Here is a 12,832-nt window from a genome sequence, read left to right as displayed (position 1 = left end):
AATAAGACGCAAGCATGCCTGATTGTTGCGATTGTGCACGCCTTTCTGCCGCCAGTCCTAAGAGAGCGTTGCGGGCATGCGTAAGACTTTCGCATTTTTGAAATCAAATGATATCGAGTTGAGGAACGGGGTACTGCACCCGACCATTGAGCTGCTCGACATTTTGCAAGAGGACATCGATGCCCACTGTTTCGCCGACGCTGCTGCCGATCCTGATGCTGTTTGCCTCCAACATCTTCATGACCTTTGCCTGGTACGGCCATCTGAAATTCAAGGAAAGCCCATTGCCAATGGTGGTGCTGGCGAGCTGGGGGATCGCCTTCATCGAGTACTGGCTGGCGGTGCCGGCCAACCGCTGGGGCAGCGCGGTGTATTCGGCGGCGCAACTCAAGACCATGCAAGAAGTGATCACGCTGGTGGTATTCGCCTGCTTCTCGGTGCTCTATCTCAAGGAGCCGCTAGCGTGGAATCACGCACTCGGCTTTCTCCTCATCGCCGCGGGTGCGTTTCTGATCTTCCACAAATGGTGAGCGCTTTTGTTCAGATCGTCGTCATTTCACCGCCGGCGCCACCCGCAATACCCGTCCGTTCGAACTATCTGTGAGCAGCCACAGCGCGCCGTCGGGTCCCTGGCGGACATCACGGATACGCTCGTGCAGGTTCTGCAGCAGGCGTTCCTCCGACGTCACCGTGTTGCCGTTCAGCGTCAGCCGCACCAGCATTGCGCTGCGCAGCGCGCCGGTGAACAGGCTGCCGTTCCATTTCGGAAACAGCTTTCCGGTGTAGAAGGCCATGCCTGACGGCGCGATCGACGGCACCCAATATTTGAGCGGCTGCTCCATGCCGTCCTTGGCCGTGCTCTGGTGGATTTTCGCGCCGGAATAATCGATGCCGTAGCCGATCACCGGCCAGCCGTAATTCTTGCCCTTGCCGACGACATTGACCTCGTCGCCGCCGCGCGGTCCGTGCTCGATTTCCCAGGGCTCGCCGCTCGCCGGATTGATCGCGAGCGCCTGCACGTTGCGGTGCCCGTAGCTCCAGATCTCCGGCTTGGCATCGGCGCGGCCGGCGAACGGATTGCCTGCCGGTACCGAACCATCCGGCGCGATCCGGACGACCTTGCCGATATGATTGCCGAGATTCTGCGCCTGGTCGCGATGGGTGAAGTGATCGCCGAGCGCCACGAACAGATTGCCATCATCGGCCTGCGCGATGCGGCAGCCATAGTGATTGCCTGACGATAGCGGCCCCTGCTGGCGGAAGATGATCTTGACCTCGTCGAGACGGCCATTGTCGTCGCTCAGCTTTGCGCGCGCGGCCGTGGTGCGGCCGCCACCCGTGGTCCGTTCGGCGTAACAGAAATAGATGGTCCGGTTCTGCGCAAAGGAATTGTCGGTGACGACATCGTGCAGGCCGCCCTGGCCTGAGGCCCACACGTCAGGCACGCCCTTGAGCGGCGGCGAGACTTGGCCCTCCGCGCTGACGAGGCGCATGCGGCCGGGACGCTCGGTCACCAGCATCGTTCCATTGGGTAGGAATGCCAGCGCCCACGGATTGACGAGGCCCCTCGCAATGGTGCGAACCTCGAGTTCGCCCGCCGACGAGTCGAACGCCGGCTCTTCGCCGCGCGTGCCGGTGGCGATCAGGAAGGAGACGGCGAGCAGGATCGCTACCGTCAAGGCGACGGTCACAAGGCCGACGGGTGTCTTCATTCTGGTCTACATCGCGATGCTGATCATCGCGCGTTCGCTAGTCCAATGATGCAAACAAAAAGGCTGGACCTGTCACGGAATGGGCATCGCGACGGTGGCCTTGATCGATAGCACCGTCAGGGTGACCACGAGGCAAAGCGAAAGTGTGCCGATCGCAAGCGAGGTGGCGATGGCACCAAGCAATCGGGAAGAAGCGACGGGCGCGCGGCTGCTCTCGAAGCCGACCGCGCCGGGTGACCGCATCATAGTCTAAATCCTTGTAACGCGGGACGAATCACCCGCTCCTCATCAGGAAAATCTTGCAACGATCACCGGCAATATTGCGGCAATCAGAGGCTGAAAATGGCGGAATCGCGGCAAAGGTTAACGTTATGCCCGCTATTATTAACTTTTGGCGGAGTGCTCGCGCGAAAGTGAGAGGGGCGAGGCTGGCTATGCGCCTGCAGCGATGCCGGCCTGGTCGTCGACCTCGGTTTCCGGCTGCCAGTCCATCGTCACGAAACCGGGAGTCTGTTCGACCCGCCGCAGCCAGGCGCGGATGGCAGGGAAGGTCGCGAGGTCGTAGTCGCAGCGGTCAGCGACATGGGTGTAGCCGTACAGTGCGATATCGGCGACCGTGAGTTGTCCGGCCGCGAAATAGGCGCGGGTCTTGAGATGGTTTTCCATCACCTGAAGCGCCGCATAGCCGCGCTCCATCCAGTCCTCCAGCGCATGCGTCTGCAGGTCGCGGCCGCCCTTGACCAGCGACAGCCAGAAATATGCGGCGCCGATATTGGGCTCCAGCGCGTGCTGTTCGAAGAACATCCATTGCAGCGCTTCGGCGCGCTCGACCCGCGACTCCGGCGCCAGCGACGTGCCGCCGCAGACATACCAGAGAATGGCGTTGGATTCGGCGAGGTAGCGTCCTTCGGCGACTTCCAACAGCGGCACCTGTCCTGAGGGGTTCTTCTCCAGAAACTCCGGCGTGCGGCTTTCGCCACGGAGAATGTCGACCTCGATAGCTTCATAGGGCGCGTTGAGCAGCGCCAGCGCAAGGCGGACCTTGTAGCTGTTGCCGGAGCGCTGCATCGAATAGAGCTTGTACATTGTCGTTGGGTTCACAGAGGTCGAGGGGCGCGCGCGAGGAGCGAACTGCGGAAAGCCTTCGCGCCGCAACGCGGCTAAACAATGATGCCGATACGAATGCGTCGCAAGACCCGCGGAATGGAAAAAGTCGAAAACCTCTACTGCACTGCACGCGCGCAGCATGCCATGCCACGACTCAGTCGGGCAACGCATCACATGGTCGGGAACGGACGAGCGGATCGATTCAATCCTGCGCGACGATGCTGGCTGCGTCACGCCTCGGGGTGATGACCATGGACCCGGCGCGTGGGCACCGGCCCTGCGGCGCGCCGCTGCGCGTCTGCTGCGTTCGGGGAACGGAGATCGGTCGTTGACCCAAAAGCTTTCGTGTTCCGGACGCGGCGCAGAGCCGGGACCCAGGATCGGGGGCGGTGGCCATCACACGTCCGAAAGTGACTTCGCGGGCCATCATCGAGAGCGGATGCAGATCGCGGCGACACAGCTTGGCGTTGAACCGTGCGGCTTCGCTTTGGCCCTTGAGGGTAGGTGGCGCTCGGCCGTCAGCCGCTCCGGGAGTTGCGCCCTCTCTGCCTGACCCGCGGCTTGTCAGATATGAGTCAATTCGGCCCGCGGAACTTTGCGAATATTGCGTTCGGATTGCTCCGATCGTACCGAGCCCGCGCAACGTTCCCCAAAGTTTGGCCGTTGTTTGGCCAAGCTTCTTGCGATGCAGCGCGCAGCGCCTTAGGGTGCAGCGTTCCCATCAAAAAGAGTCGTGAATTTCAGAAGTCACGACGTTTGCCAGGAGATCATGATGCCCTTCCTGTCCGCCGCGCTCGCCCGTGTGAAGCCGTCCGCGACCATCGCGGTCACGGATAAAGCGCGCGCGCTGAAAGCGGCGGGCCGCAACGTCATCGGCCTTGGCGCCGGCGAGCCGGACTTCGACACGCCCGCCAACATCAAGCTGGCGGCGATCCGCGCCATCGAGGCCGGCAAGACCAAGTACACCGATGTCGGCGGCATTCCGGAGCTGAAGGAAGCCATCATCAACAAGTTCCGGCGCGAGAATGGCCTGACCTACAAGCCGAACCAGGTCATCGTCGGCACCGGCGGCAAGCAGGTGCTCTACAATGCGCTGATGGCAACCCTCAATCCCGGCGACGAGGTGATCATCCCGGCGCCGTACTGGGTCAGCTATCCGGAAATGGTGGCGCTGGCCGGCGGCGAGTCGGTCCCCGTCGTGTGCCCGGCATCGAGCGGCTTCAAGCTGCGGCCCGAGGATCTGGAAAAGGCGATCACGCCGAAGACCAAATGGATCATCCTGTGCTCGCCGTCGAACCCGACCGGTGCCGCGTACACGCGCGCCGAACTCAAGGCGATCACCGACGTACTGGTGAAGCATCCGCATGTCTGGGTGATGACCGACGACATGTACGAGCACCTGGTCTATGACGACTTCCAGTTCGCGACGCCTGCGCAGGTCGAGCCGAAACTCTACGAGCGCACGCTGACGGTGAACGGCGTGTCGAAGGCCTATTGCATGACCGGCTGGCGCATCGGTTACGCCGGCGGCCCGGCCGACCTGATCAAGGCGATGGCGACGATCCAGTCGCAATCGACCTCGAACCCGTCGTCGATCGCGCAGTGGGCCTCCGTCGAAGCGTTGAACGGTCCGCAGGATTTCATCCCGGTGCATAACAAGATGTTCAAGGAGCGCCGCGACCTCGTGGTCTCGATGCTCAACCAGGCCAAGGGCATCGAATGCCCACGGCCCGAGGGCGCGTTCTACGTTTATCCGTCCTGCGCCGGCACCATCGGCAAGACCTCGCCTTCGGGCAAGGTGATTGCCAATGACGAGGATTTCGTCACGGAATTGCTGGAGAGCGAAGGCGTCGCCGTCGTGCAGGGTTCTGCATTCGGGCTTGGACCGGCGTTCCGGATTTCTTACGCGACGAATACCTCCGACCTCGAAGAGGCCTGCAAACGCATCCAGCGCTTTTGTGGCAATTTGAAATAGTCAAATCACATCGCGCGTGAAGCACAGCGCGATGTTTTGACGGCTTCTTGAGGAAGCGCCATGCTTTCGACACGGCGCTTCCATCCTGTCCGCTCCGCTAAATTTGTTCATCAACATGCGGAGACTGGGACACATGCGCTTCCTGACATTGACATTCGCCACGCTTGCGCTGCTCGCGCCGGTTGCGAGCGCTGACGCGGCACCGCCGGTTCGCGCCGGCATCCTGCAATGCCAGGGCGGCCAGAATGTCGGCTTCGTGGTCGGCTCGGTGACCAGCCTCGAATGCGTGTTCCGCAGCGAAGGCCGCCGGCCTGAACCCTACATCGCCAAGGTGCAGCGCATCGGTCTCGATCTCGGCGTCACCGAGCAGACCCAGTTGTCCTGGGCGGTCAGTGCGCCGAACAGCCGGCTCGGGCGCGGCGAACTCGCCGGCAGCTATGGTGGCGTCGGCGCCAATGCATCGATCGGCGTCGGCGGCGGCGGCAACTTCCTGGTGGGCGGTCCCGCCAACGCCTATGCGCTGCAGCCGATCAGCCTGCAAGGCCAGACCGGATTGAACGTCGCCGCCGGCATCGCCGGCCTCGAGCTGCAACCGGTGCAGTTCGGCCCGCGCCGGCACGTTCGCCGCCATCGTCACCGCGGCTGATGACGCCTTACGGAAAAGGCCCGCGCAAGCGGGCCTTTTTTGTGGCTGTCATTCCGGGGCGCGCGAAGCGCGAACTATGGTGCGCAATTGCGCACCTGAGAATCTGGAGCTCATTTCACTCGATCGAGATTCTCGGGTATGCAATTGCATACCCTAGTTCGATGCTGCGCATCGCCCCGGAATGACGACTGAATGGCGAGCGCCCGCTTCAGCTTCCGCCATTCTGGTACTACCTGTGATGCTGTGGCATAGAACGGCAAGCGCCGCGGGCACGGCGCGCCGATTTGCATTCTTTGCTCGTATCGCTTTCTTCCGGAGCTTACTTCATGCGTCGTTCCCTTATCCTCGCCGCTGTCGTTCTCGCTACGCTGGCTTCATCCATCGGCGGCGCCGGTGCACAGCAGCAGCGTGTGCAGGTCGGCGTGCTGGAGTGCCGTGGCGGCGCCAGCGTCGGTTTCGTCGTCGGTTCCGTCACTCACCTCGGTTGCGTGCTGCGCGCAGAAGGGATGCCGGAAGATCGCTATGTCGCCACCATCCGCAAAGTCGGACTCGATCTCGGCATCACCCAGGAATCGGCGCTGGCCTGGGGCGTGTTCGCACCTGTTGCGCGGCTCGGGCCGGGCGGCCTTTCCGGCGATTATGTTGGCGCACAAGGCAGCGCGACGCTCGGCGTCGGTGTCGGCGGCAACGTGCTGGTCGGCGGCTCCGCGAACTCGATCGCGCTGCAGCCGCTCAGCCTCCAAGGCCAGGTAGGGGTCAGCATCGCCGCCGGATTGGAAAGTCTGGAGCTGCGGCCGGGGCGGTAGTGAAGGCCGTGATCGACAACAATGCCGTCAAGCCTGACGCGCCGTTTCATGAAGCGGGTGTTTCAGCAGCGGCACGAAGCCAACGAGCCAGATCGCGAAGGCGAACGACCAGAGGCCGCCGCTCAAGACATAGTGTTTGCCCAGGAGAAACGTGCCGATCCCGATTTCCGGCAGCACCCGGACGAGACCGGCAGCTATCATCGCGATGACCGCCGCATGCGCCTGCCAGGGCAGATCAAGCGGCCGACCGGTGTGGCGGAGCCCCGCGATGATGAATACGCTCAACACGGCGAGGCCGAGGCTGGCGACCGACAACACGTGAAACCCCGTTGTCGCAACGAGTGGAGATCCCAGGCCCGCCAGGCCGATCAACAGAAACCCGACACCTGCGAAGAGATTGGCGCCGGCAAGCGCAAGCACATGCGTCCGAAAAACGGCGGCGCCGACGAACCATTCGGCCAGGCGGTCGAAGAAGGCGGCTGCGGCGGCCAGCGCGAGATACGCCGGCACGGTCGAACCCGGAGCGGCGAGCGCCGCCACGGCGTAGAGTGCGACCAGTCCGGCCGTCAGGTTCTGCCGGCCGGGATGTGGACGGTACGGCGTGGTTTCGCCACTCGGGTCGAGCGCAAGGTTGATGATCGCGACATTGATGCGGGCGATGGCAAGCGAGAAGAACACCACGAACACCATCAAAGCGGCATGAAGCAATCGCGCGGCGACATCAGTCATGCCGGCCATCCACGCGACGCGCACCCCGAGTTCGATGACCCAGAACAGGCCTGTCCACACGGCAAAGGACGCATGCCGCGTGCTGCCACGGTCGATCAGGGCCTTGACGACGTACCAGAACAGCAATCCCAGGAAGGCGAGATCGCTGACCGCCGCCACGGCGACGAGTGCGTCGAGTCCGACAAATCCGATCACCCGTCCCGGCAGCCACAGCCATAGTAGCGCAAGAAGCGCGCGGCCCCGGCGCGGGCGCGTGTCGGTCCATTCCGGCACCGCAGCGGTGAGGAAACCCGCAAGTGCCGCGCCGTAGGTGCCGAAGATCATTTCATGGGCGTGCCACTGGCTCACGGGAACATCATGGGCAAACGGCAGCGCGAAGACGAACAACGCCACCCATACCAGCGGCGACAGCATCGCGTGGCATGCCGCGACGGGGAAAAAGAGACGCAGACCTTCTACAAGCCACGGATTGGAAGCGGTTGGTCCGGGTTCGGATAAACAGCGGGACGTCACCGGATGCGCTCCCGCTCGCCGTCGAACAACGCGTGAAACGCCGGATCGCGCGACCACGTCTCGACCATCTCGAAGACAATGCGGTCGTTGCGCTCGCCCGGCTTGCCTTCGATGACACGGCTTGCCGCCAGCCCCTCGACGCTGCCGGAAAGTACGACAAGCCGATGAGCGACGCGGACCGCTTCCGCAAGATCATGCGTTACGAACAGCGCGGAGAAGTTTTCGCGCGCCGCAGCTTCGATCACGAGGTCCTGCAGCGCTCGCTTGAGTCCGACATCGACAGCCGTGAACGGTTCATCGAAGAACACGACATCGGGGTCGACCGCCAGCGCACGGGCGACCGCGACGCGCTGCCGCATGCCGCCGGAGAGCTCCACCGGAAATTTGTCGAGATCTTCCGGATGCAGGCCGACCTCGCGCGCCCGACGCTCCACGGCTTGAACGCGCGCTGTCGCTGCGGCTCCAATCGCGCACAGGCCGTAGGCAATGTTGTCGCGCGCGGTCATCCACGGCAGGAGCCGCGGCTCCTGGAACACCACGGCATGGCGCCGATAGGCGCGACGCACCCGGCCGCGCAACGGATCGATCAGGCCAGCCGCGATCTGCAGCACCGTGGTCTTGCCGCAACCCGATGGCCCGATCAGGGCAACGACCTCGCCTACTGCGAGCGAGAGGTCGAGCTTCTCGAACACGGGACGACCGAGAAAGGCGTGTCCGACGCTGTCGAGCGCGAGCTTCATCGCTTGACGCCCCATGGCAGGCCGGCCTCGCGCCAGCGCTCAAGCCGATCGCGCAGGGGATGCAGGAACACATATTCCGTAATCAGCGCGAAGGCGACGACGGCGACAATCAGGGCCATCACTCTTGGGATGTCGAACAGCGCACGGGCCGTTGCCAGTTCGCCGCCGATTCCTCCGGAATTGGAGAGAAGCTCGGCCATAACCGTCACTTTCCACGCCGTCCCCGCCGTCGTGGTCCAGGCCGGGAACAGATAGGAGATCAGATGAGGCGCGGTAACGGTGCGAAAGCGCATCCAGATTCCGGCACCGAACGAGCGGGCCATGGCGTCAAGCGCGCGGTCGCGCGTCGCGACGCCTTCGAGCCCGCCGGCAAACGAGATCGGAAGCGCGGCGACGACAACGGTCATGACGGCGGAAGCACCTGATGATCCGAACCAGATCAGCGCCAGCACGATCCACGCGATCGGCGGCACGCCGAGGATCACGGTGACGATCGGGCGCATCAGTCGCATCGCCGCGAAGGAATAGCCCGCTATTGCACCGGCCGTGGTCCCGATGCCGACCGCCAGGACGAAGCCCGCGAGCGAACGCTCAGCCGTCTCGCTGGCAACCTTGGCAAAGGAAGGCTCGCGAACGATGGCGGATATCGCCTGCAGGGTTTCCAGCGGCGCGGGCAGGACAAAGGAGCCGTAGAATTCATGGCCGGCCTGCCATGCCGCGGCCAGACAGAACAGACCGGCCACGCCGGCCCAGCCCGACCAGACGTATCGGCCTGCCCATCCCGCCAGTGCAAGGCCACGCGGCACCAGCTTCACAACGCGTAGAACCGGTCATCCGGCTGTTTGCCGCCGATGATGCGCGGATCGTCCTTTGCAAGAAGGTCGAACAGGCTTGTGAGGTCTGCGCGCGCGGCGGAGGCGGTACGCACGACCAGCCTGCTGAAGGGGATTGATTTTTCGACCATGGCAGCCGGAAGATCGAGCGCGGCGGCCGATGCTGATGCAGCCGCCGCCGGATTCTTGATCACCGCCTGCAGCGCCTGTTCCAGCGCGGCATGCAGCGCCGTGACACCGGATGCACCGATCTCGGCGGCAAATCGGTCGGTGATCGCGAGGCCAGCCTGGGCGATCGTCGTCGTTCCGGCAACGCTCGGCCATGCCTTCTGGCAATCGACGGCGCGCTCCAGATTTTTCCAGAACGTCGAAGCCTTGGCGATCACCGCGCTGCTGGCGGGTTCGCTGAGCAGCGCGGCATCAACGCGTCCCATCATGAGCATCTGGACCGCCTCCAGTGGCGTGCCCGAATACTCGATGGTCAGATCGGATGCCTTCATGTCGGCGGCGGCAAGCAGGCGACGGAAAATGTAATCCGGCATATCGTTGCGGAACGGCACGGCTATCCGTTTGCCCTTGAGGCCGGCGATGCCGTTGACGGTTCCGGCAGGAGCCACGACGAACAGCAGACCGTCGGTCAACACATTGACGAGCCGCAGGCCGATGCCTCGATTGTGGAGATTGGCGGCGACATAGGTCGGAACGACGGTCGCCGCCATCGATCCGGAACTGATGCCCGCGCGCATCTCGTCCGGCGTCTTCCAGACCTTGAACGTGGCTTCCGGCACGATCGGCTTCAGCAGGCCGCTGTCGATGGCCTGCGCGAGAATGACAGAGGGGGTCGCCGGCGGTCCCCAGAAGATTACCGGCTCCGCTGCGCGCGCGATACTGGGCGCCGCAAGCGCCGCCAGCGGCAGGCCGGCGATGAATGTTCGACGGTTCAGCATGATGGTCTCCTCAGTGATGCGAGCGGCATGCACCGTCGCCCGCGCTAGAATCTTGCTTTCATGCCGGCGTAGAATCCGCGCCCGTCGCCGGGCAGAAAGGCCGCTTGATCCGGACGCGCCTGGTCGACGATCAGCGTCGACGATGCGTAGGTCTCGTTGAACAGATTGGTGATCTCGCCGAACACCGAGAAGGTCTTGTTGATCTTGTATTCGGTGCGCAGGTCGACGACGACGTACGGGTCGGCGTACAGCGTGTTCATGTTGTCGACGGGCGTCCTTTCGGGATTCCAGCGTACGGCCCCTTGAAGTCGCCAGCTTTCCGTCGCCTGAAACTGCAGCATTGCGTTGACGAGGTGACGAGGCGCGCCGGCAAGGCGATTGTTGCCGCGCAGCGGATCATTGTCGAAGCGGAAATCCTGATAGGTATAGGCAACGCGACCCGAAAGCCGCTCCGTCAGCCTGGCGCCGAAGCCCAGTTCGACTCCGAAATGCGTGGTCTTGTCGGCATTGATTGCACCGAGCGACGCTCCGGTCGCATCGCGCAGACTGAGCAACTCGTTGTCGACCCAGGAGTAGTAGGTCACCGCGTCCCAGGAAAATCTGTCCGTTCGGCCTCGCCAGCCGGCCTCGACCGTTGTTGCGGTCTGGGCCTTGAGATCGGGCGTCGTGAACGCCGCGGCTGCAAGGAACGGATTGCCGGGTGTCGGCCGGCCGGGACTCGAGTTCGGCGTGCCATTCACGGTGGCGAGAAGATCGTCGTGGGTCGGCGGCTCGAAACTGCGGCTCACCGCGGCAAAGACGGTGCTGATGCTGTCGGGCCGATATGACAGCGCGAGACTTGGACTCCACCCCTCATAGGCGCGCGAGTAGCTCGTGCTTTGCGTTGGCACCGCGCCGTTCGGCAGCAGCATCGTGGGATTGGCTGGATTGTAGGCGATGGTCGGACGTGTCGCGAGCCTGTAGGTATCGTCGTTGTCGCGCGTTGCATGGGCATAGGAGATGGCCGGTGAAAGCGTGAAGGCCGGCCAGATCGGAATATTGAGTCCGGAGTAGAGCGCGAGCGTGGTGGCATCGAGCTCGCTTTGTCCGAATTTCGCACCGGTCGATCCGGCCTGATTGATGTAATTCTCGCGGCTTGCAGAGCCCGTGGTGAACTGGGCCGTGGTCTCCAGCAGTGGCAGAACGGCAGCGCCGGGATTATAGGCGTATCGCACCACCCCGGTGAGGTCGCCGCCCTCCGTCGTCCGGATGCCTGATGAGATCGGAAACCGGAACATGTCGTCGGTATGGGTGTATCCAATCGCGACGTCGACCAGGTGGGCGTCGAAAGTCGCCGTGGTTCTCGACCCGACGAGGAACTGGCTTGCTTCGCGCCGGGGCTTGTCGCGCAGCACATTGGGGCCCGGGTTGATGGCCACGCCGCCGACGACGCGCGGTCCACCATGGACCTGACGCGGATCGGCATACATCGCGCTCTTGGTCAGCGGTCCCGCCACGTCGAAGCCAAGATCGGTATAGCCGGCGAAAAACCGCGTGCTCACATTCTCCGAGTGCTTGACGCCCACATTGCCGCTGATGGCGACGCGCTCGGAGCTATTGTAGTCGCGAAAGCCATCGCGACGGCTCGCATCGAATTGAATGAGGCCATCGAAATTGTCCTTTTTGAAGCCGGCCTGACCGGCGCTCCCGATCTGGCCGAAGCTTCCGCCGCTCACCGTGATCTGAGCGCCCGGCTGGGTCGAGCCGGTCGGCGAGACGAAATTGAGCGCGCCGCCGAGCACGGTCGCGCCGAGCCGATTGGCCATGTAACCGCGATAGACCTCGATGGATTCGGCGAGTTGCGGGTTCGCAAAGCCCACAATGTAGGAGCCGTCGGCGCGGTTGATCGGCAGGCCGTTCTGCAGCACCAGAATTCCGCGCTCCACCGGATTTTGCTGAAGGCCCGAGCCGCGAATTTGAATCCGCGGCTGGTCATTGCCGCCGAAGAAGTCCTGGACCACGACGCCCGGGACGCCGCTCAATGCCTTCGACACGGTGGGATTCGCCGTGACGGGGAAATCCTGGCGGTCAACGAGGGCCACGCCGCCGGCGAGAGCGTCAAAGCGCGCGCGCACCGACGCCGGCGCGGCGGCGTCCGCAGCAGCCGTAACCGCTGCACTTTCGCGGCTTGGCAATGGATCCGCACGGCGCGGCCCCATCGTTCGTCCACGCGCGACCGCCGGCGTGGAGCGTCGCGGAGCCTCCACCGTGACCGGGTCCAGCGCTACCGCCGCGCCCGGACTGGCCGATTGCGCAAGACAGGGCTGGCTCGCCGCAGCCGACAGCAACAATGCCGACGCGGTTCGCGACAGCAATTTTGTGCCTCGTGTCCCGCACGAAGGCAAAAGGCACGACGGTGCCGTCGAAATCAACACACTTCTCCTGGTCACGAACAATTCCCCTGCCCACGCGAATATCGTCACGTCTGCCCAGGCCGTCACCGAAGCGACGCCCTGGGCAGCTCATGAGTTTTGAGGTTGATCTGGATGGCAATCGGGCTGTCTTGATCGCCCGCAACCTGGATGCGTGCGATCAGGTGCTCTTTGCGCTGGCGCAAAGAGTGACTGGGTCAACATTACTTTCGTTCTAAAGATCGCCCACGGTGACGGTGGCGCAGCCGTCCCGTCCCTCGGATAGGCGCTGGCCATCGTGGCGAACGTCGGGGCCGGATGCGGGTGGACGCAGTAGCGCCTCCCGACTGGGCGGAACTTCCCGCACCGCCCGGTTGGAGGCCAGATCGCGCTGTTTGCGCCTGCGCGTATCACCTCGCACCGCAGCGATGTTT

At 63.7% G+C, this 12,832-nt stretch carries 12 protein-coding genes; 4 read left to right on the top strand and 8 right to left on the bottom strand.

Annotated elements, in window-relative coordinates:
* Positions 1-179 precede the first annotated feature (179 nt).
* Positions 180-530 carry a DMT family protein gene (locus V1292_RS02245; RefSeq protein WP_334370122.1) on the top strand — a complete coding sequence of 117 codons (351 nt, stop codon included), beginning with the start codon at positions 180-182 and terminating at the stop codon, positions 528-530.
* A 21-nt stretch (positions 531-551) separates the two neighbouring features.
* On the opposite strand, the gene V1292_RS02240 is transcribed toward V1292_RS02245, so the two are convergent.
* The 3 genes from V1292_RS02240 to V1292_RS02230 form a co-directional block, all read right to left on the bottom strand.
* Positions 552-1,712, bottom strand: a complete 1,161-nt coding sequence (locus tag V1292_RS02240; RefSeq protein WP_334370121.1) for a PQQ-dependent sugar dehydrogenase — start codon at positions 1,710-1,712, stop codon at positions 552-554.
* 72 nt (positions 1,713-1,784) lie between these two features.
* On the bottom strand, positions 1,785-1,958 hold the full coding sequence (locus V1292_RS02235; protein ID WP_176721808.1) for a hypothetical protein: 174 nt from the start codon (positions 1,956-1,958) through the stop codon (positions 1,785-1,787).
* 186 nt (positions 1,959-2,144) lie between these two features.
* On the bottom strand, positions 2,145-2,798 hold the full coding sequence (locus tag V1292_RS02230; RefSeq protein ID WP_334370120.1) for a glutathione S-transferase family protein: 654 nt from the start codon (positions 2,796-2,798) through the stop codon (positions 2,145-2,147).
* A 793-nt stretch (positions 2,799-3,591) separates the two neighbouring features.
* Here V1292_RS02230 and V1292_RS02225 point away from each other — a divergent pair.
* The 3 genes from V1292_RS02225 (at position 3,592) to V1292_RS02215 (ending at position 6,246) form a co-directional block, all read left to right on the top strand.
* A complete protein-coding gene (locus V1292_RS02225) occupies positions 3,592-4,794 on the top strand; it encodes a pyridoxal phosphate-dependent aminotransferase (protein ID WP_334370119.1) in 1,203 nt (400 codons plus the stop codon).
* A 133-nt stretch (positions 4,795-4,927) separates the two neighbouring features.
* On the top strand, positions 4,928-5,440 hold the full coding sequence (locus V1292_RS02220) for a DUF992 domain-containing protein (RefSeq protein WP_334370118.1): 513 nt from the start codon (positions 4,928-4,930) through the stop codon (positions 5,438-5,440).
* Between the two features lie 326 nt (positions 5,441-5,766).
* A complete protein-coding gene (locus V1292_RS02215) occupies positions 5,767-6,246 on the top strand; it encodes a DUF992 domain-containing protein (RefSeq protein WP_334370117.1) in 480 nt (159 codons plus the stop codon).
* Positions 6,247-6,273: 27 nt separating this feature from the next.
* On the opposite strand, the gene V1292_RS02210 is transcribed toward V1292_RS02215, so the two are convergent.
* Genes V1292_RS02210 through V1292_RS02190 form a run of 5 tightly spaced genes read right to left on the bottom strand, consistent with a single transcriptional unit; the run spans position 6,274 to position 12,362 of the window.
* Complete coding sequence (locus tag V1292_RS02210) at positions 6,274-7,488, bottom strand: NnrS family protein (RefSeq protein ID WP_334370116.1); 1,215 nt, start codon at positions 7,486-7,488, stop codon at positions 6,274-6,276.
* Positions 7,485-8,243 carry an ABC transporter ATP-binding protein gene (locus V1292_RS02205; protein ID WP_334370115.1) on the bottom strand — a complete coding sequence of 253 codons (759 nt, stop codon included), beginning with the start codon at positions 8,241-8,243 and terminating at the stop codon, positions 7,485-7,487. The genes V1292_RS02210 and V1292_RS02205 overlap by 4 nt, the downstream gene beginning before the upstream one ends.
* Positions 8,225-9,034 (bottom strand): ABC transporter permease, encoded by an 810-nt coding sequence (locus tag V1292_RS02200; RefSeq protein WP_334370114.1) that lies wholly within the window; start codon positions 9,032-9,034, stop codon positions 8,225-8,227. Before V1292_RS02200 ends, V1292_RS02205 begins: the two co-directional genes overlap by 19 nt.
* 5 nt (positions 9,035-9,039) lie before the next feature.
* A complete protein-coding gene (locus V1292_RS02195) occupies positions 9,040-10,008 on the bottom strand; it encodes an ABC transporter substrate-binding protein (protein ID WP_334370113.1) in 969 nt (322 codons plus the stop codon).
* A gap of 44 nt (positions 10,009-10,052) precedes the next feature.
* Entirely contained in the window at positions 10,053-12,362 is a 2,310-nt protein-coding gene (locus tag V1292_RS02190) for a TonB-dependent receptor family protein (RefSeq protein ID WP_334370112.1), read from the bottom strand.
* Between the last annotated feature and the right edge of the window lie 470 nt (positions 12,363-12,832).

Source organism: Bradyrhizobium sp. AZCC 1719, from assembly GCF_036924525.1.
Classification (GTDB): domain Bacteria; phylum Pseudomonadota; class Alphaproteobacteria; order Rhizobiales; family Xanthobacteraceae; genus Bradyrhizobium.
Note: the sequence above shows the minus strand (reverse complement) of the source record. Positions and strands in the feature narration are given on the sequence as shown.